Origin of the sequence: Oscillatoria sp. FACHB-1407 (assembly GCF_014697545.1) — a bacterium.
Taxonomy (GTDB): domain Bacteria; phylum Cyanobacteriota; class Cyanobacteriia; order Elainellales; family Elainellaceae; genus FACHB-1407.
Map to the genome: position 1 here is coordinate 64,806 of NZ_JACJSA010000023.1, position 24,281 is coordinate 89,086.

At 49.3% G+C, this 24,281-nt stretch carries 21 protein-coding genes and 1 riboswitch; of the genes, 9 read left to right on the forward strand and 12 right to left on the reverse strand.

The genetic code is table 11. The annotated features are described in order from the left end of the window. Positions 1 to 413: 413 nt before the first annotated feature. The 3 genes from H6G89_RS27875 to H6G89_RS27885 form a co-directional block, all read right to left on the reverse strand. A complete protein-coding gene (locus H6G89_RS27875) occupies positions 414 to 2,258 on the reverse strand; it encodes a tetratricopeptide repeat protein (protein WP_190512813.1) in 1,845 nt (614 codons plus the stop codon). Between the two features lie 340 nt (positions 2,259 to 2,598). Continuing rightward, the gene (locus H6G89_RS27880) at positions 2,599 to 4,776 is read right to left on the reverse strand and encodes a tetratricopeptide repeat protein (protein ID WP_190512815.1); all 2,178 of its coding nucleotides are present in this window, start codon (positions 4,774 to 4,776) and stop codon (positions 2,599 to 2,601) included. Between the two features lie 612 nt (positions 4,777 to 5,388). Continuing rightward, positions 5,389 to 6,774 (reverse strand): DUF3370 domain-containing protein, encoded by a 1,386-nt coding sequence (locus H6G89_RS27885; protein WP_190512817.1) that lies wholly within the window; start codon positions 6,772 to 6,774, stop codon positions 5,389 to 5,391. Positions 6,775 to 6,868: 94 nt separating this feature from the next. Between H6G89_RS27885 and H6G89_RS27890 the strand changes: the two genes are divergently transcribed. Both H6G89_RS27890 and H6G89_RS27895 read left to right on the forward strand, forming a co-directional pair. Continuing rightward, positions 6,869 to 7,372, forward strand: coding sequence for a hypothetical protein (locus H6G89_RS27890; RefSeq protein ID WP_190512819.1), 504 nt, complete (start codon positions 6,869 to 6,871; stop codon positions 7,370 to 7,372). Positions 7,373 to 7,468: 96 nt separating this feature from the next. Next, positions 7,469 to 7,702 carry a hypothetical protein gene (locus H6G89_RS27895; protein WP_190512821.1) on the forward strand — a complete coding sequence of 78 codons (234 nt, stop codon included), beginning with the start codon at positions 7,469 to 7,471 and terminating at the stop codon, positions 7,700 to 7,702. A 72-nt stretch (positions 7,703 to 7,774) separates the two neighbouring features. Here H6G89_RS27895 and H6G89_RS27900 read toward each other — a convergent pair whose 3' ends face one another. Continuing rightward, the gene (locus H6G89_RS27900; RefSeq protein WP_190512823.1) at positions 7,775 to 8,281 is read right to left on the reverse strand and encodes a pyroglutamyl-peptidase I family protein; all 507 of its coding nucleotides are present in this window, start codon (positions 8,279 to 8,281) and stop codon (positions 7,775 to 7,777) included. A 58-nt stretch (positions 8,282 to 8,339) separates the two neighbouring features. Here H6G89_RS27900 and hisH point away from each other — a divergent pair, with 58 nt between their 5' ends. Together hisH and rsmD are read left to right on the forward strand one after the other, a co-directional pair. Further along, positions 8,340 to 8,981, forward strand: a complete 642-nt coding sequence (gene hisH / locus H6G89_RS27905; protein ID WP_190512825.1) for an imidazole glycerol phosphate synthase subunit HisH — start codon at positions 8,340 to 8,342, stop codon at positions 8,979 to 8,981. 17 nt (positions 8,982 to 8,998) lie between these two features. After that, entirely contained in the window at positions 8,999 to 9,613 is a 615-nt protein-coding gene (rsmD, locus tag H6G89_RS27910; protein ID WP_190512827.1) for a 16S rRNA (guanine(966)-N(2))-methyltransferase RsmD, read from the forward strand. 39 nt (positions 9,614 to 9,652) lie between these two features. On the opposite strand, the gene H6G89_RS27915 is transcribed toward rsmD, so the two are convergent. Then, positions 9,653 to 10,606 carry a ribonuclease Z gene (locus H6G89_RS27915; RefSeq protein WP_190512829.1) on the reverse strand — a complete coding sequence of 318 codons (954 nt, stop codon included), beginning with the start codon at positions 10,604 to 10,606 and terminating at the stop codon, positions 9,653 to 9,655. Between the two features lie 468 nt (positions 10,607 to 11,074). Here H6G89_RS27915 and H6G89_RS27920 point away from each other — a divergent pair, with 468 nt between their 5' ends. From H6G89_RS27920 to H6G89_RS27930, 3 genes are all read left to right on the forward strand, one after another. Further along, positions 11,075 to 12,679 (forward strand): mechanosensitive ion channel, encoded by a 1,605-nt coding sequence (locus H6G89_RS27920; protein WP_190512831.1) that lies wholly within the window; start codon positions 11,075 to 11,077, stop codon positions 12,677 to 12,679. A 243-nt stretch (positions 12,680 to 12,922) separates the two neighbouring features. Beyond that, positions 12,923 to 13,615, forward strand: coding sequence for a pre-peptidase C-terminal domain-containing protein (locus tag H6G89_RS27925; RefSeq protein WP_190512833.1), 693 nt, complete (start codon positions 12,923 to 12,925; stop codon positions 13,613 to 13,615). Between the two features lie 162 nt (positions 13,616 to 13,777). Then, the gene (locus H6G89_RS27930) at positions 13,778 to 14,971 is read left to right on the forward strand and encodes a SpoIID/LytB domain-containing protein (RefSeq protein WP_190512836.1); all 1,194 of its coding nucleotides are present in this window, start codon (positions 13,778 to 13,780) and stop codon (positions 14,969 to 14,971) included. Between the two features lie 73 nt (positions 14,972 to 15,044). Here the strand turns inward: H6G89_RS27930 and H6G89_RS27935 are convergent, their stop codons facing one another. After that, entirely contained in the window at positions 15,045 to 16,361 is a 1,317-nt protein-coding gene (locus tag H6G89_RS27935) for a hypothetical protein (RefSeq protein ID WP_190512838.1), read from the reverse strand. 474 nt (positions 16,362 to 16,835) lie between these two features. On the opposite strand from H6G89_RS27935, the gene H6G89_RS27940 reads away from it, so the two are divergent. Then, on the forward strand, positions 16,836 to 17,354 hold the full coding sequence (locus H6G89_RS27940; RefSeq protein WP_190512840.1) for a photosystem I assembly protein Ycf3: 519 nt from the start codon (positions 16,836 to 16,838) through the stop codon (positions 17,352 to 17,354). Positions 17,355 to 17,635: 281 nt separating this feature from the next. Here the strand turns inward: H6G89_RS27940 and H6G89_RS27945 are convergent, their stop codons facing one another. From H6G89_RS27945 to H6G89_RS27965, 5 genes are all read right to left on the reverse strand, one after another. Next, positions 17,636 to 17,929, reverse strand: a complete 294-nt coding sequence (locus H6G89_RS27945; RefSeq protein WP_190512843.1) for an HU family DNA-binding protein — start codon at positions 17,927 to 17,929, stop codon at positions 17,636 to 17,638. A 170-nt stretch (positions 17,930 to 18,099) separates the two neighbouring features. Further along, positions 18,100 to 18,567 (reverse strand): metallophosphoesterase family protein, encoded by a 468-nt coding sequence (locus tag H6G89_RS27950; RefSeq protein WP_190512845.1) that lies wholly within the window; start codon positions 18,565 to 18,567, stop codon positions 18,100 to 18,102. Positions 18,568 to 18,759: 192 nt separating this feature from the next. Continuing rightward, positions 18,760 to 19,206 (reverse strand): arginine synthesis PII-interacting regulator PirA, encoded by a 447-nt coding sequence (gene pirA / locus H6G89_RS27955; RefSeq protein ID WP_190512847.1) that lies wholly within the window; start codon positions 19,204 to 19,206, stop codon positions 18,760 to 18,762. A 45-nt stretch (positions 19,207 to 19,251) separates the two neighbouring features. Then, positions 19,252 to 19,327, reverse strand: a riboswitch (Glutamine riboswitch). Between the two features lie 687 nt (positions 19,328 to 20,014). Beyond that, positions 20,015 to 21,409, reverse strand: coding sequence for an oxygen-independent coproporphyrinogen III oxidase (gene hemN, locus H6G89_RS27960; protein ID WP_190512850.1), 1,395 nt, complete (start codon positions 21,407 to 21,409; stop codon positions 20,015 to 20,017). A gap of 158 nt (positions 21,410 to 21,567) precedes the next feature. Further along, the gene (locus H6G89_RS27965) at positions 21,568 to 22,323 is read right to left on the reverse strand and encodes a biliverdin-producing heme oxygenase (RefSeq protein WP_190512851.1); all 756 of its coding nucleotides are present in this window, start codon (positions 22,321 to 22,323) and stop codon (positions 21,568 to 21,570) included. 226 nt (positions 22,324 to 22,549) lie between these two features. Here H6G89_RS27965 and acsF point away from each other — a divergent pair, with 226 nt between their 5' ends. Further along, a complete protein-coding gene (acsF, locus tag H6G89_RS27970) occupies positions 22,550 to 23,620 on the forward strand; it encodes a magnesium-protoporphyrin IX monomethyl ester (oxidative) cyclase (RefSeq protein ID WP_190512854.1) in 1,071 nt (356 codons plus the stop codon). A 168-nt stretch (positions 23,621 to 23,788) separates the two neighbouring features. On the opposite strand, the gene H6G89_RS27975 is transcribed toward acsF, so the two are convergent. Next, positions 23,789 to 24,229 (reverse strand): bacteriohemerythrin, encoded by a 441-nt coding sequence (locus H6G89_RS27975; RefSeq protein WP_190512855.1) that lies wholly within the window; start codon positions 24,227 to 24,229, stop codon positions 23,789 to 23,791. Positions 24,230 to 24,281: the final 52 nt, after the last annotated feature.

Sequence of the window (24,281 nt, forward strand, 5' to 3'; positions counted from 1 at the left end):
GGGTGGAGAAGGGTTGTTGGTCAATCGCTGGTTAACTGACAAAATTCTGAAACCCTTGATATTCAGTGCTGTGACTGGCGAATTGAAGTCGCACCTATCCGATCGAAATCCACCTTGCGCACCTATACATCAAGCTCTGAAACCCAAAGTTCTCTGAAACCCACATCGGCGGGTTTTGCTCCTACCACTGCGATTTCAACCACCAGTATAAAAGATGTATCAGGCAGTCAGTTCAGCCTCTCATGTCGCTCTACCTTCTCTTCACTTAAGCCCTGCTGTTGTTGCCTTTCACCTACTTTTGTCAGTCAGCCAGGCTATATAGCAACCCTAAATGATTTGTGAAAGTGCCCGCCCGATGGGCGGGCACTTTCACAAATCACCTTTTTCACAAATCAGATAGGACTGCTATATACTTAATGCCAGTTAAATTGCATTCCCAGATAATCTTCTAACCGCCGATTGTGAGGTTGAAAATAATCGGACAACATCTGTCGGATCTGCGGATCGACCGATCGCTGAGTACCTGGAAAATAGTTTTGATACTTGGGTAAGCGATGATCCGCAACTCCTAAGAAATCAAACACGGTTTTCATGGTTTCGACAGGCTTCTCAAACAGCTCTTCCCCTTTGAGAATTAACAACTGCTCTTTAGGAAATAGCTTCATCCATTTTGCTAAGAAATACACATACAAGCTGATGAAGAGATAGCCTTGCTCATCAGGATAAATTTCGGGAGCGATTGAAATATCAGCCAGATCGTTAATTAAATTCATTTCAAATTGAACACTTTCCTCGAGCGATCGCTTCTCCTGAAACACCCACTTTGATCGGTGATAGTAATGGGAAATCGTTCGTTCAACAGGATTTCGCAATAGAACAATGAGTTTTGTGTTGGGCAGGTGAGAGGCAATCCGCTCAGCCACTTTAGAAGTATTGAAATAAAGTGGGCTTGCTTCTCCTGAGAGGAAAGAAGAGTGCTCAGTTCGGCGTGGGAAATGGGCTAAATACCACTCCATACCTCGCCCAAAGTTGTAGGCAAAAAAGTTAATTTCTTTTTTGATAGCAGGCAATATTTGCGGGTGTTGGGTGAGATATCGATAGAGCGATGTTGTGCCAGATTTCATCGTTCCAATGATTAAAAAGTCAGGTTTTTGAGGCGTTCCTGCATCCCAATGTCCCTCAACGTAACCCGGATGGGATTTTAGCAGCTTACTATAACTGGCAGATTGGTAATGGTGTAATGCTTCATTGATCTGCTTTTTGAGCATCAATAAATCACCCAGGCTGTTGTGTACGGCTGCCTGATGCGGTTGTAAGTGAATCAAGTGTTGATGAAAAGCAATGACCTCATCTAACTGGCTGGAGCTCAGTTTTTGATAGGCATATTTCAACCCGTAATACAGCAGATCAAAATTGTCATAAATGTGTTTAAAGTCGGGTTGTAGCCGAATGATTTTTCGGTAACAACGCATGGCTTCGTAAAGCCTTTCTTGACGAATTAATACTTCAGCCAGGTAATAATATGACCAGACAAACGTCGGATTGAGTTGTGTTGCTTGATGATAGTGGGCGATCGCCTCATTCGGGTCAAGTTTCACCAAAGCCTCTGCCAGATAGTGATGAAACCAGGAGGAATCAGGGGTTTGCTCTAGCCCACGTCGATACCACTCCACCAATTCTGCCAATCGCCCCTGCCGAGTTAGCAGGTTTCTCACTCCATGATGGGAGCCATGATAGGAGGGGTTGAGTTCGATGGATTGGTAGTAGTGCGCGATCGCCTCCTCCAATTTGTCCTGTTGCTCCAGCACCTCTGCCAACGTGTGGTGTGACCAGGAAAAAGCAGGGTTGAGTTCGATTGCCCGCTGATAACAGACCGTTGCGGCTTCCCATTGCCCCTGTTGTTGCCACAGGTTTCCCAGGCTGTGGTGAGCACCGTAATAGGTAGGATTTAGCTCGATGGCGCGGTTGTAGTGGGCGATTGCCTGATCCAGTTGTCGCTGTTGGGTCAACACGTCCCCCAGATGCAGGTGCGACCAGGAGAGATCGGGGTCTAGCTCGATCGCACGTTGATAATGGGCGATCGCGGCTTGGGTCTGCCCCAATTTGGTCAGGGCTTCTGCCAGGTGATGATATGACCAGGAGAAGTCAGGATTCAGGGCGATCGCAGCTTCAAAGGCAGCAACCGATTCGTTGAGTTGACCTGCCTGTTTTAGCTGGTTGCCCTGCTGAAAGTAGGTTAGAGCAGTGTCTTGGCTCATAGAGTCATGTTCTGATAGATACAGCGATTGAGGAACGGGTTGACCTGAGTTCGAGATCAGGATTTTGGTGATTTATGACTGACGCACTTAAAGCCTGAAACTTTGATCCCGCCCTGCCCCCTTCTAAGGCTAAACCGACCTCGTCGCAGGCAAACCCTGGCTTTTCAGTTGGCTCTGGTAGCCGTGAATGGATTCGCCAGGGGTTCAACCCAACTTGACGGTCATGAAAGCAGGCTGCAAGGGTGGAACCCCTGACTGCCCCTGATTGCAAGCCTTCTGACCGTTGAGATCAACCTGTAGTCGGTTAAGACGCAGGACATGATTGCCGGGATCTCCCCTACTAAACGGGTTCGCGTTGGATCAGATGAATCGCTTGAGAAAAGGCTGCGATCGCCTCTTCCCACTGTTCCTGATCGATCAATGCCTCGCCCAATGCCTCATAAAGGCCAACACTGGGTTGCAGTTGAATCGCCTGTTGATAGTGGGCGATCGCCTCATCCCAACGGTCTTGTTGCCGCAACAGGTGACCCAACTCAGCGTGAGCCTGGGGATGGTCGGGTTGGAGTTGCAACGCCACTTGATAAAAGATGACAGCTTTATCAGGACGATCTTGTGAAGCAGATGCCTGTCCTAGTTTGCAATACAGGTCAGGGTCAGCAGGTTTAAACTCCAGTGCTTTATGGCAAAGATGCATGTTCTCTGGTTCCAGCGTGAGCGCATCGCGATAATGCTGCTCAGCCATGCCTCGCTTTTGCTGTGCCTGACGCTCCAGTGCAGCGGCTTGTTGACACAACACATCGCCAATCTTTTGATGAATGTAACCCAGACTAGGAGCCAATCGCAGAGTTTCCTGATAATGAGCGATCGCTTCATCCCAGCGTTCCAGTTTGACGCAGGTTTCCGCCAGATTGTAAGCCGACCAGGGAAAGGCAGGATGCAATTCCTGTGCGCGTTGAAAGGCGATCGCGGCGGGTTGCCACTGGCGCAATTCAAATAGGGCTGACCCCAGGTTGTGGTGCGACCAGGAACAGGTCGGATTCAGTTCGATCGCCCGTTGATAGGAGGCGATCGCTGCCTGCCATTGGTGCAACTTGAGACAGGTATCGCCCAGTTTGTGGTGCCCTTCCCAAAAATCGGGTTGCAGTCGGGTTACTTCGCGGAAGTGGTGTGCCGCATCTTGCCAGCGTTCCAGTTCAAACAGAGCATTGCCCAAATTATGGTGTGACCAGTGCAATGTAGGATTCACAGCTAGAGCCTGCTGATAGGCAGCGATCGCCTCCTCTAGCTGACGCTGACGAAACAGCAAATCTCCCAGTTGATGCTGGGTTTCCCAGAGGTCGGGTTGCAGTCGGGTTGCCGCCTGAAAACAGGGAATCGCTTGTTGCCACTGATCGTGTTGCACTAAGACATTCCCCAGTTTGAGGTAACCCTGCACCGAGTTGGGGTCAAGCTGGATCACTTTTTGAAAGCAAGCGATCGCCCCTTTCCAGTCGCCCTGTTGCTTTAACAGATTGCCCAACTTGAGATGGGGATCGGCAAATTTCGGGACAAGCTGCGCCACCTGACGATAGATGGCGATCGCTCCTTCAAGGTTGCCCCGCTCCAGAGTGGCATCCCCCACCTTCAACAACCCCTCAGCAGCCACAGAATTTGGCTCCAGAGCCAGTGCTCGATGCCAACACTGAGCCGCTTTTTCGAGTTGGTTGGTCTGACTCCAGACCTTTGCCAGGTTGCGATAAGCTCCAGCAAAGTCTGGCTTTAGCTCAATCGCTTTTTGATAACAGGCGATCGCCTCCTGCCACTGATGTCGCTGCGCGTAGAGACTGCCCAGATTGGCGTGAGCTTCGGCAAACTCTGGCTTCACTTGAATTGCCATCACGTAGCAACTCTTCGCTTCTTCCGTGCGTCCGGTGGCTTGCAGCGCATTCCCCAGGGTTTTGTAAGCGATCGCTGCTTCTGGTTCTAACTGCGACAGGGCTTGTTCGGCTGAGGCGATCGCCCCTTCCCAATTGCCATTGGCGTAGAACTGTTCAGCTTGCTGTCGATAATGGTGCAGCGGAGAGAGCGCATGGGACGTAGGGTGCGGGGAATGAAGGTTTTGAGCGGAGTCTTCTGCCACAAACCCGTTGGAATGACCGTTCGCATGATGCCCATTGGACTGAGAACCAGGATGGCTTGCACTCGCCGGGGGGGAATGCTTTGCAGATTGCCCGTTGGAGCCATTGGACGAAGATTGCTGGCTGCCCAGATCAATCGCCCGACGATAATACACAACGGCTTCGTCCAGTTTGCCCTGCTGGCTCAATGCCTCGGCAAGACACTGGTATGCCTCTGGATTTTGAGGATCGAGTTGAATGGCACGACGATAACAGGCGATCGCCTGTGACCACTTCTTTCGCTGAAACAGCAATTTTCCAGCACGAATGAAATCTCTAGGGTAAGCCTGCGTCTCGTTAGGTGTCTGCGAATCCTGCTGGGCTAAAACCTGAGTGGCAGTTGCTTGAACTGAGGAAACCATAAGCCTTCTCCGGATGCACAGTAGATTGGGCAAGGGTTTGAACTGCAACAGTTTAACCCTCATCCTTTCGCGGTATGTCATCCGATAGAGAGAAATTTGGTAAGAAAGCAGGGTGGAAGGTTAAAGGAGGGGAGTAAGGGAATGAGGGAGTAAGGGAGTAGAGAAGTCGTGATTGGATGTGTCAATTAGAGCGTGTCAGTCATCCGTTTCACCCGCCCGCACGTAAACGGCGGGCTAACCCACAAAGTCCACTCAAGGGGACTAAAACCCGCTTCCAGTCTGCTTTAGCAGACTTCATCTCATGAGCCCGCACTTCAGTCGCGGGTGGGTTAGAGCGAAGGCAGGATGGGGTTTTATAGCCGTAGCCACATTCCATGGAGCGAAGGCGAGTCAGAAAGCCTCCCCAGCAGTAGGGGTTGAGCTGCTCGCTTTGTCCTAAGCTTTCTGACCAAAGCTATCCACAAAATTCTGGACACACCCGTGATTTACTCTATTACCCCTTTACCCCTTCTACCCCTCTACCCCTCTACCCCTCTACCCCTTTACCCCTTCTACCCCTCTACCCCTCTACCCCTCTACCCCTCTACCCCTCTACCCTATCACTCCTATTTCCTACTCCCCACCCTCTAGCGTCCTCACCGTCAACACCTGTGGCGGCGTGGAATCTGGCGGATAGAGAAATGAGAACTCGACTAAACGGCGATCGCCTGCTGGCATTTCCAGGGTCACCAGAGGTTCCCCTTGTTGCCCGCGTCGCTGCACCAAGTGGACATAGCGGGTGCGAGGCACGCCCTGATCGTCGCTGTAACGCAAACGCACTGTCCCTCTGAAAAAAGTAGCGGTGGGTAAGGGGTCAAAAAAGCGTAGTCCGTCGCGACTCAACCGATCTTCTTTAAGGGGTGTTTCGAGCGTCACGGTTACAGTCTGGGTCTGGTCTGTTGAGTTCTGCAACGGCAACGCCAGGTCGTATTGAATGCCATAGTTGCCATGGGCTTGATATGCCGTATCGGGATAACGCACCAGCATTTCAGCCGTTTGATTTTGCTCGGTGCCCAACCTGCCCGCCACCAGCGTACTCAATCCATAGGAAAAGGCTTCCCCTACAGCTGGAATCGTCAGATAGCTGGTAGTCGGGTTGTCAGTCACCTGAGCATTCCAGCGAGAGCCGAGGGCAACTCCTGCTACACGACTGTAGATCACGTTTCCGGGTGCGCCAGGGGGTGTAGGGGTGCGATCGCGTGGGGTTGACAGTTCCCCTGTATTCAGCAACGCCTGCCATTCTTCTAAATTGGGCGCACGCTCAGTGCCATCCGGGTTCAAACGCGCCAACAACGCCAAACTCGCCGCATAGACCGTGTCACTACTCCGCAACCGCATCAGGGTCGATCGCCCGTTCAGTGGTGGGTCGAGGGTTGCCACAGGAATCGGCAAATTCAGCAACATTTCATAACCCCCCGGTGGCACCACCACCTGCGCCGGAAAGAGTTCCGTTCTCTCGCCACGCAAAATGTCGCTGGTGACCCGACTGCCCGGTCCTGCATAGACTGTACCCAGTGGGTTATCGACCACCGGGGGGAGTTGGATAAAGGGAGCATCAGGTTGGCTCAAATAACTCGCCGCCTGGAGCACATCCACCGTAACGGGTTCATTACCCGGATTGTAGAGAATAATACCCAGGTATAAGCTGGTTAAATTATCAGGGGCGATCGCCCGAAAGACATGATGGGCAAATACATCAAATCGCCCTGAGAAGGGGAAGTTGAGGTGAGCCGCTGGGGTTGCTCTATTTTGGGGTGGAAAAGTGGAGAGTAGAATACCCTCATTGCCAACCAACTCTGGGCTATTACTGTTAAATACTGGAACTGCATCAAGTTGCCCCGGCAGAGGACGCACTTGCTGTGGTCGAACAATCTCTTGAGGGGTAGGGGTTGGCGTTGGTACAGGAGTTGGCACAGAAGTCGCTTGAGCCAAAGTCAGCAGCGAAAGAACAGCAAACATTGAGTTTCAAACGGTTTGTAGTAGGAGCTACTGATTATCATGTCATTAAAAGTCACTCTGCTTAAACAGCTTTAAAGCCTTGGGAAGATAATCTATGGCAAAAAAATCGAAAGGATTTAACGAACTACTGCGACTGAAACAGTATGAAGCGAATAGCGACGCCGCCCTAGAAAAGTTAGAAAAGCGGGTGCAAGCGAATGCCGCTTCGTTGAATATTGCAGGTATGGTGAAAAACCCCGCAGGACAGGAAAAAATGTCCGATGTGCTGGAGGCATTTGTTGAACCGTATTTGGACGACGCTGAAACGTTTGAAGCTCAACAAAAGCTATTTACGATCGCGATCGTTGCCTGGAATTTGGCACTTATGCCAGACGATAAGCGACCCGCAGAGTTAAAGAATTTTGTCCAAAAGCTGGCAGGTAGCAATAAGCAATTTGCAGCAGATACAACAGCCATTTTGGAGGAATTCATTGAACGAAAACAGCAATTCTTTGCGAATAACAAACGATATATCATCGATTTTGAATTGCAAAAGATGGGTAAAACTCACCACCTTTCTGTCGTTTCAAGCATGCCAGATAGCTCTCGACCGAAGTGACCGTGACTTGAGGATTAAGCAACAGGAGAGATGTTGAGGCTCAGTAAATTTGTTCTCCTAATGAGATGAGTTACTTAACTGTTTTGATATCGTCTTATGAGAGAAACTGCTGTTGCCCCAGAACAAAGACATTCTGAATCTACCTTTAGAAAACTGGTTCGCAGCCTGATTATCGGATTGGTCTTGGGCACGATCGCCGGCATTCCGATTGGTTGGTTTACTCATCGAGTGTTTGCTCAACAAAGAGCCGCTCAGGTGTTGCTCTGTCGTCAACAACACTATGGGCAAGCCGAAGCGACGTTGCAAGACCTTTGTGGCACGGTCTACTAGAAACTGAGTTTCTGTTAGATTTTCGGGTTATCCTGCAATTTCTGAATCAAACACCTGACAGCTAACGAAGCATTAGGCTGTAAGCCGTTGCAGAATAACCCGAAAATCAGCCACGATCGCCCCCCGGTTTTCATCGGTCAAAATCGGCACATGCACAAACAAGCCATGGCTTTGTGGCTGGTGCGATCGCAAATGCTTGAGCATGGCATAGTACAGTGCATTGCAGACAAACCGACCCGCATCGTCACTGATTTCGGTATAGTTCAACTCAGCCGTAAGCCTTTGCAGATCGAGTGTGCTGTGCAGAATTTCTGACTCAGTGATGGCTCTAGACTCTACACTTAAGCGCGATCGCGATTCTGCCATGCCACAACAGACCACCACATCCGGTTGCAGTTGAGTCACATGGGCGATCGCCTTCTGAGGAGCCAACTCAAAATCGACCGGGAGTTGCCGCAAAACGTGCCAGGATGGCGACGGGTTCTGTTGCCCAATCTCTAACAGCAAATCATCGGACGCATTCGATCGCTGATGGGGCATCCACGTTTGAAACGAGGTGAGTAGGAGTGTCTTAGGCATCGTGATGAGAGATGAGGACTGCTATAGTAAAGTATCGGCTCAAGAAGGAATAAAGGGCATGACACGAATCGCTGTAGTGGACTATGACATGGGAAATTTGCACTCCGCTTGCAAAGGCTTGGAGAATGCAGGTGCAGTCACCCACGTTACAGACTCTGCTAAAGAGCTAGAACAGGCAGATGCGATCGTGTTACCGGGAGTCGGCGCGTTTGACCCCGCCATTCAACATTTGCGATCGCGCGATTTGATCCAACCCCTCAAAGACATTATTGCCAGTGGTAAACCCTTTTTGGGGATTTGCTTAGGCTTACAAATCCTGTTTGACGGCAGCGAAGAAGGCAATGAGCCAGGATTGGGCATCGTTCCGGGTGTGGTGCGACACTTTCGCCCAGAGCCAGGAATCACCATTCCCCACATGGGCTGGAATCAGTTGCAGTTTACCCAGCCTGACCTCCCCGTGTGGCAGGGGCTTCCGGTCGATCCCTGGGTGTACTTCGTCCACTCCTATTACGCCGATCCGGCACAACCAGAGTTTACAGCCGCTACCATCACCCACGGTACTCAGACCATCACAGCGGCGATCGCCCGTGATAATCTCGTCGCTGTTCAGTTCCACCCCGAAAAGTCTTCAACAGCCGGGCTGAAGATTCTCTCTAACTTTGTGCAATACGTTCGTCAGCGCGAACTTGTCACTGCCTGACCCGTTCCATTCTGCCCATGAGCCTGCGCATCTATGGCAATCGCCAACTCAAAACATTGCCGGGGCAGGCGACTCGTCCCACTCCGGCACGAGTGCGTGAGGCAGTCTTCAACATCTGGCAGGGGGCGATCGAGGGATGCCACTGGCTCGATCTCTGTACAGGCAGTGGTGCCATGGGAGCCGAGGCATTATGTCGTGGTGCCGCGCAAGTCGTGGGCATTGAGCAATCCAGTCGTGCCTGTGCTGTGATCCAACAGAACTGGCAGCAGGTGGCTCACAGCGATCAGCGATTTCAAGTCATGCGAGGAGATGTGCTGAAGCGGCTTCCATCCCTTTCGGGACAGACCTTCGACCGCATCTACTTTGACCCACCCTACGCCAGTGGGCTATACGAACCTGTCTTTCGCCTGATCGTTGAGCATCAACTGTTGGCACCTGATGGTGCGATCGCCGCAGAGCACAGCCCAGAGCACTACAGCGAAATCGCCATGCAGCAACTCCTGTCAACGATTCCCCCGCTCTACCTCAGTCAATATAAGAGCTATGGCAACACAGCGATCGCTTTTATAGCCGTAGCCACATTTGATGGGGCGGAAGGCGAGTCAGGAAACTTTCCCAGCATCAGGGCTTGAGCCACTCGCTTTGCCTTAAGCTCTCTGACCAAAGCGATATTACGCTGTCACCAACGCCTCCACCGATCGCCGGGGGATGTCGTACACCATGAAATCATGCGCCATGATGGTGTGTGGAAAAATAGCTTTCGCCTCAGCGAGCAAGTCATCCAGCACAATCGCATTACCGGGCGCATAGCGGGGGCTAAAGTGAGTCATGATCAGTTGCTTCACACCCGCATTGAGTGCCACTTGCGCTGCCATCGTCGAGGTAGAGTGTAGTCGCTGATAGGCTAACTCTGCGTCCTGGTGGGCAAAGGTTGCTTCATGAATCAGCACATCAGCATCCTCTGCTAACTTGACAGAGTTGTCGCAATAAATCGTGTCCGTGCAGTAGACAAATTTGCGTCCAATTTCCGGCTCCCCACACAAATCAGTGCCTTTGACCACCCGCCCATCTGGCAGGGTAATGGTTTCGCCCCGCTTCAACTTGCCATAGAGAGGACCTGGGGGAATACCCATAGCAGTGGCTTGTTCCACATTGAACCGTCCGGGTTTGTCTTTTTCGGCAACGCGATAGCCAAAGGCAGGCACACGATGAGTCAGAGGCTCACAGGAAACGACAAACTCATCGTCTTCAAACACCACCCCCGGTTGCACCGTGTGAACCTTAACGGGGTAAGAGAAGTGAGTTTGAGAATAGCGTCCACAGGCTTTCAAGTACTCATCGAGCTTGGGAGGACCATAAATATCGATGCGACTGGGGTTGCCTGCCAATCCACAACTCGCCAGCAGACCCATCAATCCGTAGGTGTGGTCGCCGTGCATGTGGGTGACAAAAATGCGGGAAATTTGACTGATGCGAATGTCACTTCGCAAGATTTGGTGTTGTGTCCCTTCGCCGCAATCAAACAGCCATGCCTCGGCTCGCTGCGGTAGCCGCAGGGCAATGCTAGAGACGTTGCGCGATCGCGTGGGTACTCCCGAACTGGTTCCTAAAAATGTAAGTTGCAAGACTGAGTTAACCTAATTGCCTAAACATCAGCATCCTATCCCTATCCTGCCATAGGATTCGAGCAGACTGAATGCTCCTTCAGAGTACTCCTGAAGAGGAACAGTTCTGATTTTTAGGGAAATTGCGGCAAATTTGGGTGAAATTCTAAAAAAAATCTTTGAAAGGAGTTTATTAGCTCAACCCATAGCACAATGCTTTTAGTTGCAGTGTTATTTGTTCATCCTCTAACTAAAGAGATAGTCCGATAGGACAAATTTATACCGTTAAGGAGAAAGGGTTCTCGTTACAGCCTTATAGAATCTTCTCGTGAACATTCCTATAGACATGCTGTTTAAGGTTCTGTCTTTCCATTCACCTGCCCCTATTGTGCTTTATCTGCTGCAAATGCTATGAATCAGCCCCTTGACTGCACGGTGATAGCAATTCCTGGACTTGCTCTATCCGTCCCAGAACTAGTATCTACTCCAATGACATCTGTAAATCGATTGTTGCCCCATCTCCTGGGGATATCTCTTCCTGGAGAGTTTAATTTAGATACCCTGTGGAATACCCTGATTGCCCTGGCTGGGGGTATTTTGATCCTGATTATCGGTTGGATCATTGCAGCGATCGCGGCTTCAGTAACCCGTGGTTTGCTGCGACGCACTGACCTTGACAATCGCCTCGCCAACATGATGATGCCAGGAGAGCGGGCAAATGCTGGGTCTGCCATTGAAAAATGGGTTCCCACGATTGTCTTCTGGATTATTTTCATCATTGCGATCGTTGCCTTCCTGGATGCGCTGCAACTGACTACGGTTTCCCAACCGTTAAACAACTTCCTCAATCAGATCTTTGCCTTCTTGCCCCGTTTGGGTGCGGCGGCTCTCCTGGTTGGGGTTGCCTGGTTAGTGGCAACGATCGCCCGTGCGTTAGTGGTGCGGACAGCGACTTCTTTTGGCATTGACCAGCGATTGAGCCAGGCAGATCCCGATGCCCCTCCAGAAAACCAGTTTCTACTCAGTCAGACCCTGGGAAATGCTCTGTACTGGTTTGTTTTCCTATTTTTCTTGCCCCTGATTTTAGGAGTTTTGAATCTGCGCGGTCCCCTGGAACCCGTTCAAAACTTGCTCAACAATTTCCTGGGCGCACTGCCCCGCATTGTGGAAGCGATCGTCATCGCTCTCATTGGCTGGTTTATCGCTCGGATTGTTCGGGGAATCGTCACCAACCTGTTAGCCGCAGCAGGAACCGATCGCCTGGGTAGCCGATTTGGGTTACGCCAAACCACTGGCGGTTCTTCGCTGTCGGGGATCATTGGCACGGTCGTATATGTGCTGATTTTGATTCCACCGGCGATCGCCGCTCTGGATGCGCTAGAGATTGAGGCGATCTCTGCCCCAGCCACAGCCATGCTCAATCAGATCTTGCAGGCACTTCCACAAATCTTTACGGCTGTGCTGATCCTGGTCGTGGCGTATGTCGTTGGACAGTTTATTGCCGATCTGGTATCCAGCGTGCTCACCAGCTTTGGTTTCAACAACATCTTCTCCTGGCTCGGCTTACAACCTACTACCACTCCTGCACCGACTCCGGTTGATCCTTCGGCGACCGTTTTGCAACCTGGGCAACCGACTCAACCCACAACCCGCACTCCCTCTGAGATCGTGGGAATTATCGCCTGGGTTGGGGTGATGTTGTTTGCGATCGTCGCTGCCACCAATATTCTCAACATTCCAGCCTTGACTGCGATCGTGTCTGGCTTGTTGCTGATCTTTGGGCGCGTGTTGGTCGGTCTGGTTGTGTTTGCCGTCGGTTTGTACCTGGCGAACCTTGCCTTCTCACTGGTGACTAGCTCTGGTGGACGGCAAGCCCGCATCTTGGGGCAAACCGCTCGCGTTGCGATCATTGCACTGGCATCGGCAATGGCTCTGCAACAAATGGGCGTTGCAACCAATATTGTTAACCTGGCATTTGGTCTATTACTGGGGGCGATCGCCGTTGCGATTGCTCTCGCCTTTGGCCTGGGTGGACGCGATGTCGCCGCTGAGGAACTGCGGGGATGGTTGGCCTCCTTCCGCCGCGACTCCTAAGGAGCGGGTTGCAACCCGTTTAGTCTAATTTCTCTCTTTAAAGAAGTCGGAGTTCTCAGCGAACCCCGACTTCTTTACTTTCTAAGGATGAAATCACAGTATTCTCTAATGAGCGATCGCCATGGCTGCAAAGATAGTCGTGATGAGAAATGTACACATGCCAGGGTTCTACTCTTGCGCCCGCTCTCACTTACAGGGTTACACGGCTATACCAGGGAAAGCCAGGTCAAAACACAATCGATCATGCGAAATCACAGCAAAAACTTCAATCGGGCAAGACCTATTCAGGCAAACGGTTCCTTAAGAGGAGTGGTTGACCCCAAAAATAAATTTGATTTCTTTAGGTTTCGGGTTTCTAGTCAGAGCCAGTTTAGTGTGAGCTTAACAGGGCTGAGACAAAATGCTGATCTCGCGCTGTATCAAGGCAGACGCTTAATTGCCCAATCAAGACAGGGCGGCACCGCAGCGGAGTCTATCACGGGCACCTTGCAACCGGGCACGTATTTTTTGCGAGTGGCCGTGCGTGGAGCAAGAACTCGCTATCAACTCCAGCTTGCAAGTTCGCCGCTTGGAGCTTCGTTTCCCATTGGTCAAGGACCAACCCCATGGTTTTATAGTGATGAATTTGGCTATGAGAGACTCCCTGCAAACCCCAATGAGTTAATTTTTTTGGATGCAACGGTGAGTTCATTTCTAGGAGATGAGACTGCTTTCTATAACGCTTTGAGCTTCCAATATCCTGACATTGCGACGACATTATACACCAATGCGATCGCCCTCACCTCAACCCGAGAATCTGCCGAATTTGCGAATGGTCGTCCCGATCGCTACTTTGTTAACAGTCGTAATGAAACGGTGTTTGTCCCCGGATTTGCTGGCTTGTATGGTGGTCAACCTGCTGCCGAAACGATTTACTTTCCTCGGTGGTTCTCTTAAAAGCTCATGGATAAAGTCAATCACGATTAGCAACGTCCAAGAGGTTTGTTATAGTGGTCGAGGTTGTGGCTACACAATCCCTAACTAAACGCACTACCACCTGTAACTTTTGGTCACGTCAATCGTCCTGAATTGTAGTCATGAGCGTGTGAGGAGCCTGGAATGACTTCTGCAACCCCAAGCCGTTTGAAACAGTTGTGGTTAAAGCCGTTGTTGAAATTAGCCCAAAAATCGTGGTGGATGTCTCTGTTGGTCTGGTTAGCCGCGATCGCCCCAGCCCATGCAGCTTTAGAGTTGCGGGTGGCGATCGAACAGGATGTTTCCCGGGTGACGTTGGGTAGCTCTACTCCAGCAACGGTGCGAGATGCCTCCGGTCAAGTGTTAGCCCAATTACCGGCAGGTGGAGCTGTGACGGCTCAGGCAGCATCCGGAGCTATCCAGGTTAACCAATTTCAAACAGGACAAGTTTGGGTTGAACCCAGTAACGGGGGCTTTGTGTTTATTGGCGATCGCTGGTATCGCGGACGCACCATGGTCGTCCCCACTGGAGGTGGGCTGACTGCCGTCAATTATGTTGATTTAGAACAATATCTCTACAGTGTTGTCGGTGGCGAGATGCCGACCAACTGGCCTCTTGAAGCTCTCAAAGCGCAGGCGGTAACGGCTCGATCCTACGCACTCTATCAACGTCAGACCAGTGCGAATGCGGTCTTTGATGTCGGTGACACAACCGCATGGCAGGTGTATCGTGGGGTTGAAGAAGAAACCAACACCACTCAAGCTGCCGTTCAACAAACCGAAGGGCAAGTTTTAACCTATAACGGGCAAATTATCGAAGCAGTGTTTCACTCCTCATCAGGTGGACACACTGAAAATGTCGAAGATGTTTGGACGCAAGCCCTACCCTATTTGCGTGCTGTTCAGGATTTTGACCAGGGTGCCCCCGTCTATCAGTGGAATGAAACTATCCCGGCTGATCGCCTGCGGCAGGTGATCCCCGGTATTGGCAACATTCTCTCCATGGTTCCCGATCGCACCACCCCCCGTGGTCGCATTGTCACGATGCGCGTTACAGGGGAAGGCGGAACTCGAATTGTCAGTGGGGCTGAATTGCGGCGATCGCTGCAACTGAGAAGCACGCTGTTTTCCGTGACACCGATCCTGGGACAGGTTGCCAGTGCCGGAAACGTTCCCTCCATTCCCACCGGATTTCTCATTACTGGACGCGGATTTGGTCATGGCTTAGGCATGAGCCAATGGGGAGCTTACAACCTGGCATCCCAAGGCTACAACTATCAGCAGATCGTGACCCACTACTACACCGGGGCAACCCTTGCCAAGATTCAGGTCGAATAATGGCATTCTCTAAAAGCAGGAACGCGATTAATCGCGTTCCTGCTTTTAAGGTGGCTGTAATGTGCCTATTTTTTTAATATCCTTCCAGGCGTCTGCGCCATTCAGCGTCGATCTGGTCTGATTGGGCAAGTTCCTGCTCGGTCAGATCCGTTTCTGTGGTGTATGCCAGATTGCTAGCCGTAACCACCGTCTGGGCTGCAAACTGATGGGCATAGCTGAGTTTGCGTTCCAGATCCTCGCCCCCTTCGTTCAGCAGCATCGCTCGTTCCTGGCGATCGCTGTTCCGAGCTTCGACCTTGCGGTTACGCCATTTGATCCAAAAGTACCGAACGAGCGGAACGGTTAAGAAGGCGATACCGTAGCCCAACAAGACCCAATAAATTCCACTCACAAAGGCAACTAAGCCACCGATCTCAGCGGCGATCGTGCCATCTGCCAGCAGCACGCCCAACGTGATCGCCCCTGCCAGGTTCAACACGCCCAAGCCGATTGCCACCGAAATTTGTCCAGCGTTGGCTTCACTAAATCGCCACAGGGCTTCTCTGAGGTAAGCAGAAACGCTAGTGGCGCGGCTTTCAGTCGCAGTAACTTGCAACTCTGGAAAGTGGTAAACAATTTGTCCATCGGGGCTGACTTCAGGACGACCATTAAAGCGGCTCAACACAGGTAACATAAAGCTCTCATATTCCCGGTCAAAGCCACTGCCCAGGTCATCCAGATAAGGGGCAATCTGTTCAGCAACAACGGCTCCCCGATTGTTACGAATTACCGTGGCGATCGTCCGCCAGCGTCGATCTTCCAGATCCGCGTTGGGGTTACCATCGCCAAACAAGAAGGAGAAAATCGACTCCAAAAAGTTCATGCGATTGCCGTCGCTATCTCGGTGGAAGTGTTGACGACGATAGGAGCGGCGATCGTAGTAGTCGGGGTAAAACACCCAAAACAGATCAGGACCAAACCAGAACCGAGGAAAGAAGATGAAACCACCACCGGAATCATCGCGGCGATCGCCCTCTCCGTCGCGACTGGAATTGAGCGCAATCAGAATAATGGTGATTGCCGCAATAATCAAAACAATCGAAGCAATCAGCAGAATACCAAAGGAAATGCGAATCAGGTAGAACAACAGCTTCCAAACTTTATTCCACCATTCCTGCAATCGCAGTCGAAAATATTTGCTCTGTAAGACGCTCCGAAAGTTGCGGGGAAAGAGATAGGCAATCTCCCCGGTGTCAGATACTTGTAAATGTCCACCCGCTTCTGAGGCAAGTGCCAATAGCCCCTGTTCAGCGACTTTAATGTCCAATCCGGCTTGAGAAGCGACATCTCCGACGGTGACGCGGTAGTCTAACTTCTCTACTGCCTGCATGATGGTAGGGTTTGGAGCCATATCCTTACTTCTGTAGACCTGAGACTCTTCCTTAAGTATAGAATTTTGAACCAAAGCATTGCAGTACTGGAATTACGGCAATCGTTGAAGCGGAGTTAGTAGGATTAATTCTATCCAAATAAAGGATTTTCCTGCTGTTGAGTCTTCGGTGGGGCTATACCGCCGTTTGCCCGCACAAGCAAAGCATAAAAGCAAACCATAAAAGTTATCTCATTCGCCCTCTGAATGCAAATTAAAGTAGATTCAGGATTTGAAGCGGCGTGAGGTAGTCTGATTCAGGCAAGGATGCAGACTAAGAGAGCAACAGGGAGAGGGTGTGAGCATGGGCATTTCATACTCTCCTACCATCCTTCTCTCCAGGGCACTACCGGGTTTGGTTCTCAAAACTGTACACTTCGCTTCTGCGTCCTAAGGTAGACTGTAATTGCGTCGCTTACCCTATCTGTCACGCTTCATTTAACAAGAACAGCTATTATGCCTAGAACCCAACGCAACGATAACTTTATCGACAAAAGCTTTACGGTCATGGCGGACTTGATTCTCAAGTTGCTGCCCGCTAACCAAACCGCTAAAGAGGCGTTTGCCTACTATCGAGATGGCATGTCTGCTCAAGCTGATGGTGAATATGCCGAAGCGTTGGCAAACTACGAAGAAGCCCTGAAGTTAGAAGAAGACCCCTACGATCGCAGCTTCATTCTTTACAACATCGGCTTGATTCATGCCAGTAATGGGGAGCACGATAGAGCTCTCGGCTATTATGAGCAGGCATTAGAGTGCAATCCCCGGATGCCCCAGGCGTTGAATAACGTTGCTGTGATCTATCACTACCTGGGTGAGCAGCAGCAAGAAGCAGGTGATTCAGATGCCGCAAACTCCTACTTCGATAAGGCAGCTGACTACTGGCAGCAAGCTATTCAATTAGCACCCAATAACTACATCGAAGCGCAAAACTGGCTCAAAACCACAGGACGCTTAAAGATTGACGTGTTCTAAGAAGGCTAAATCCCCTGATTTCTCGTTGAACGGAAGAGTGGAACACGAGTTCATTCAACATTTCATCGCTCAAATGCTTTGCAGGGGCTTGGCATCGCCAAACCCCTACATAACGATGTGGCGAATGTATCAGTCCCTGGCGAATGAATTCATAGCTATCAAAACGATGTCCACCGTCGCGGACTACCGGAACTCAAAGGTTGGCTCAACCAACGCAGGTCGGTTGTGTTTGAATAGCTGCGGTTTCAACTGCCAAAATTCTGAGCGCCAACTCAGGTTAATTAAGCAACTTTGCCATTAGGAGGGGAAACTTTCTCCTTAAAGAGTTTTCCTGCACTGAAAGCCGGAACACGAGTTGCTGGAATTTTCATGGCTTCGCCACTCTTGGGATTGCGCCCCTCACGTTCTTTGCGTTCGCGAGGTTCAAACGTTCCAAAACCAACTAACGTCACCTTTTCGCCACCAGCAACGGCATCTTGAATGACTTCAAACGTAGCGGACAAAATTCGATCCGCTTCTTTTTTAGTGACACCTGCTTTTTCTGCAACCGCGTCAATTAATTCACCTTTATTCATGAAACTCAGTCCTCACAAGCATCTGGAGCATTTAGAAAAAAATTGTAGTGCAGATGTATAGAAATAAATCAATTAAATCGGGAATTTTATGTGAATTGAGATGCAGTTGTTCTGATTGTAAGGTTGTTGGAGTCGTTGAAGAGTTGGTTTAGAACGACACAATACACTGTTTATAAATCGACCAGAGACACCATTTGAGTCTCAACGTTAGTTCCGTCAATGTGCATAAAAGCCAGACAAATAGGCAGTTTGAAGCGTCTTGGTCCAGCACTTCCCGGATTCAAAAATAAGATCCCATCTCGCTGTTCGATCTGGGGTTTGTGAGAGTGACCACTGATAACCACCTGCACCTCTGCTCCCAATTCAGCAAGGTTAAGATTTTTTACAATGTGGAGCAGATGAATGGCTACGGACTCAACGGTGACTGTTTGCTCCTCTGGAAGTGCTTCCGCCCACTCTCCTTTGTCGTTGTTGCCTCGCACCGCAATGACCGGAGCGATCGCCTCCAATTTTTCTAATACCTCCGGCGCACCAATATCGCCAGCATGAAGGATCAAGTCTGCCATCTGTAGAGCGGCGATCGCCTCTGGACGCAGTAATTTGTGTGTATCTGAAATGACTCCAACGTTAGTTGCCATCGGTCAACTCCTTCTGCCCTTTCTCTAATTTCTTCTAACGTCAATTTAGGTTAGGGAGATTTCCAGAAAACAAACTACCTGTAAGGGCGTTTTCAAGAATCATACCTGCATTCAGCAATCTCACTAATTAAAAAAAACCTCCTGTCTTACAGGAGGTTGAGGCATTAGTACTAACTATTGCTAGCCCAAAACTTATGCTGCAAGTTGATTAAGCTCTGCTTCTAACATCCGAACCAACTCTTGATCACCCCGTTCGCGTGCAACTTTAAGACGACGCTGAACGTTTTGCAGCAAATTAGCTTTGTGAACTTTTGCTGTGTGCACTTTGGTGATGTAGTTGCGAGACAAGGTCGGGGGAACCCGATCGGCTTGCACTTGAGGTGCAGTCTGTACCGTGGTCGTAGTGACGCCTTCGGTATTTCGATTGACCTGATAAGTTACACCACGATAGGTCAAGTTGTAGGAAGTAGGTATCGCTGCCTGAGCCGCTTGGACACTCGGATCAACCATGTAAGTTGTTCCCCGATAGGTCAGCACATAAGGTGAACGATAACCATTAGCCGCTTTAAAAGGAGCCTGAACCCCTGCTGAGGCTGTTTGATTGTAGTCGTAAGCGTTGCCGCGATAGATGAGTTTCATATGATTCGCTTCCCCAGATAACTCTAGATTGACTTGTCGAAGAGAAGCGCGTTCCTTCGGGGGTGCCCCTACTTCCGTCCACCTACTACGCAGTCAAAGGCGCACAAAGGGGATGAACGATTTTTCTTCTGTATCTAAATTTACCATTTGCCATCTTGGATCTGATACCCCCCAAAAGAAGGAAACTACGACCTAAATTGCTACAATTACCTATCAGCCTCAACTTCAACCCCCAGGGTAGATTTTTCGCCTTTGCAAAAAATTTACGTTTCCTCACACATCCTTCTTAATCCGAACTATAGCAATCCTATTTGATTTGTGAAAAAAGCTGTTTGTGAAAGTGCCCGCCCAAAGGGCGGGCACTTTCACAAACGATTTAGGATCGCTATATGTCGAACCAGGGCGAATGGTATTTCGCCCCTAACCTCAAATTGCACTAGATTAACCTGAGCTTGGGATAAGGATCTTGGCGGTTGAAACCACAGCGGTAGAAACAAAACCGACCTGCGCTGGTTCGGCAAACCTTGATTTTCCTTAGTCTGCGCAAGCGGGCTTGGCTCAGATAGCCGCGAATTGATTCGCCAGGTGTTTAATCCGAATTGACGTTAGATTAGCCAGATCGCCCGACTAAGGATCACGAATTTATGAAGGTGTAATTCCTGGCGTAGGGACGTGGCATTCGATCAAAAGCCCTTGCCATTGGTTCAGAACCCTCTGCCGAATGCCGCGCCCGTACATGGGGTTGTCGTTTTTCAGGTTATTTAATTCACGATCCTAAGGACTTACACAACGGGTTTTCGGATCGATTCTAAATTGCTTTTGAAAAACCAGTAGTGGCACGTCTTTTAAGGAAAGTGTCAAATACTGCCGCGATATTGCGGATCAGCAATCGCCCAACGGGGGTTACTTGAATGTGATTGGGTGTATGTTCAATTAACCCGTCGATTTCAAGTTGCCTTAAAGCGGCTTGTTCTCCTGCAAAGTGATCATCAAATTCCTGATCGAAACTGAGATGATATTTCTCTTGCAACGCCTCTTTTGACAGTTGAAACTGACACATCAATTCCATAATGATTGTCCGACGAACAATATCTTCGTGACTCAGGGAAACGCCCCGTTCGATCGGCAACACGTCTAAATCGATCGCCCGATAAAAGTCTTTCAGACGTTTGTGATTTTGCACATAGACATCGTGCAACATGCTGATCGAGGTCATGCCAAAGCTAACCAAATCTGATTCTGGCTTAGTGGTGTAGCCCTGAAAGTTGCGGTGCAGTTGCCCTTCCCGTTGGGCGATCGCCAATTCATCGTTGGGCTTAGCGAAATGATCCATGCCAATGTAGACATAACCATTGCTGGTTAGCTCCTCAATCGTCATCTGCAAAATGTCTAACTTTTCTGAGGCTTGCGGCATGGCTTCTTGTGGCAACCGCTTCTGAATGGGTTTGAGCCAAGGCACATAGGCAAAGTTGAAAACGGCAATGCGATCTGGGTTTAGGGCGATCGTTTGACGAATAGTTTCTCTGAAAGTTTCGAGGGTTTGATAGGGCAATCCATAGATTAAATCGACGTTAACACTATCAAAATTGGCTTCTCGCATCCAATCCATGACGTTAAACAGCAGTTCTTTGGGTTGAACTCGATTAATCGCTTCCTGTACAACCGGGTTGAAATCTTGAATCCCAAAACTAATGCGGTTAAATCCTAACTGGCGTAAAAAGTGTACATACTCACGGTCGAGGTACCGGGGGTTTACTTCCAGTGAGATTTCGGCTGCTGGATCAAAGTTAAATCGATCATGCAACGCTGTCCATAACCGTTCAACCTGTTGCAGCGAAAGGTAATTGGGTGTACCGCCACCCCAGTGGAGTTGGTGTACGGGGCGATCGCCATCGATCAACGCATCGACTTGATGAATATTGCGAATTAAGTAATCGATATACGGGTCAGCCAGTTCTTTGCGAGAGGTGATAACAGTATTGCAACCACAAAAATAGCAAGCCGTTTCACAAAAGGGAATGTGACAGTAGAGCGATAAAGGTGTTTTTTTATAGTTTCCAATGGCGATCGCGGCTCTAAAGTTAACGTCCTCAAACTCTGGTTTTAACTCAGTTGCAGGAGGATAACTGGTATAGCGAGGCAGCGGTTGATCGTATTTGCGGAGTAATTGCGGATCAAATTGAATAGTTGGCAATGAAAACATGGGTAGTGTTTCTCTCAGGTTTTCTCGGTGCAGGTGGAGATGTTTAATAAAGCTTGGAATGAATGACTACAGACAAACCCTACCCCTGCATCACCTCCCCTTGGTGAGGGGAGGTTGGGAAAGGTCAAATGTGTAGCTCTAGAAAAATGGCTAACTAGCTAAATGCTATATTCCGGGACAGGTGTAGCAGCATGATGGGGCGGACGCTCCGTTGCTCCGGGAATCGCTTGACGAGTCAACAGGTCAAACACATGTTCACCAATGACAGCTTTCACATCATCTTCTAAAGCATGCACCACATCTCGATTTAAGGTAAACGCATAATTGGCTTCAGCAATAATGCGTTGGATGGTGTCTTCGTCCACAGGCAGAGCATTTAGCGCATCACGATATTTTTCCTTAAACAATCGCTTTGCGTCCGGTGTAGGCAACTGTTCAAACTCATGCAGAGCAGTTCCCTGACCCTCAGGCAAGTTCAATGCATTACGGACAATATTTTTGAGGGCTTGCCCACCGGAAAGGTCGCCCATATAACGGGTATACGAATGAGCAATGAGCAGAGCAGGGTCAGTATTGGCAACTTCGTGAATGCGATCGACATACACTTTTCCTTCTGGAAGAGGTGTAATTTGTTCACGCCAGTTATCACCGTAGTAATATGCCAAATCACGCTCTAAATTCGCTGTACGGTTAATCTCTGGAAAGTAGATCGGCTTCACAGCAGGGTGCTCTTGATGGCGTTGTAGCTCATCTTCTAACGCACGATATACAAAGTAGAGATTGGCTAATAATTTGCGGAATGGTTCGCGTTCTACAATTCCTTTCAAAAAGCATTTCATGTATGCAGTGTTTTCAGCCGCCGTGTGGGAGTGTTTTGTACCTTCTCGCAGGCGCAGGGCTAAATCATGACTCATGGGACATTCCTCTAGGAGATTCCTCAGTGTTAAACGCGGGGCTCAAACGGTTGAGACATCCATTAAGCACTCTATAACTATTTGGCGATTAATTGTGATAGTTTTTATAACTTAACGATTTAACAGGATTCTTCTAGCGATCGTTACAATCCTGTAATGAGTCTTGTCCTCATTGCACAGCTATCATAACTTAATAGTTATCGAATCCATCAAGTATTTCCTATCTATGGTCAATTCTCCATCCAAACCCATTCTGGAGACGTCAGATAAAACCAAAGCATTAACAGAAACTATTCTGACTCCCCGGTTTTATACAACCGATTTTGAAAAAGCAGCAGAGCTAGATCTATCGGCTCAGGATGCTGAGTTGCAAGCGATGTTGGCAGAGATGCGAGCCGACTATAATCGACATCATTTTGTCCGAGACGAGTCATTTGAACAATCTTGGGAGCACATCACAGGTACAGCACGCAAAGCGTTTATCGATTATTTAGAGCGATCCTGCATCTCTGAATTTTCCGGTTTTTTACTGTTTAAAGAACTCTCACGCAAGTTAAAAGAGCGTAGTCCTCTCTTGTCTGAAATGTTTAACCTGATGGCACGCGATGAAGCGCGACATGCAGGTTTTCTCAACAAAGCCATGGGAGATTTTGGCTGCACCATGGATCTGGGATACCTGACAAAAAATCGGGTGTATACCTTCTTCCCAATTGAGTGGGTGTTATATACGGTTTATCTCTCTGAAAAGATTGGTTACTGGCGTTACATCATTATTTATCGCCATTTAGAGAAGCACCCTGAAAACCAGTTCTATCCCCTGTTCCACTATTTTGAGAGTTGGTGTCAGGATGAGAACCGTCACGGGGACATTTTCAAAGCATTATTGCGCTCACAACCCCAACTCTGGCAAACCTGGCAATCACGCTTGTGGAGTCGGTTTTTCTTGTTGTCCGTGTTTGCGACTCATACCCTTACAGTGCACGAACGGGCAGAGTTTTATCACATTTTAGGACTTGACCCAACCGAGTTTGATGCAGAGGTGATTCGCAAAACCAACGAGACAGCCGCGAGAGCATTTCCATCAATATTAGATACGGATCATCCTGAGTTCTTTAAGCGGTTGCATCGCTGTTCTGATTTGAATAAACAGCTTTCAGAGATTGATCGCTCTAACCAACCAAAGTGGCTGAAAACATTACGCAAGTTGCCATTGCAAGCTGCAATTGTAGGGCATTTGTTGCGAATTTATCTGCTTAAGCCAATTGATGCTGAAGCATTGCGATCGACCGTTCGCTAAATGGCGTTGCTGAATGCAGGTATGATTCTTGAAAACGTACCGCGGCTGTAGGGGCGTTTCGCGAAACGCCCCTACCCAGTGATCTGCCACAATCAAACATTAAATCGGCATGAGAAGTCGGAGTTTTAAACAACTCCGACTTCTGTTTTTGTGGACGTCAAATTGAGTTTAAACTTCCTGTGAGGCAACTAAAGCCGTATTGTCTCGGTTCACTTGCTCGTGGAAAAACTGGATCATTTTTTGATCTTCGCCTTTGATGTGGTGAACTAACCACTCTGCTAAAAAGCCTGTTAACTCGTCGATCGCCCCATCACCTTGCTCATGAAACTTTTGAACTAGAGCGATCACTTTAGTTTTTAACCGTTCATGGGACAACTTGTGGCGATCGTATCCCGGATAGCGGTGAGTTTGCATCAACTCCTCCTCGCTTTGGAAGTGGCGAATCGTATGAGTTGCCAAGGTACGAAGTAGGTCTTCAATGATTGGTAATGTAGCTCGCTGCATCATAGCTTCATGCAGTGAGTTGACAATATAAAACAGGACTTGATGTTCCCGATCGACCTGAACATTTCCAGTACAGTATTCATCAAGCCAAAATGCGATCGGCATAATTCAGTTTTGAGTTGGGAAATCACTAAAAGGTTTGTTTTACAGTACAACT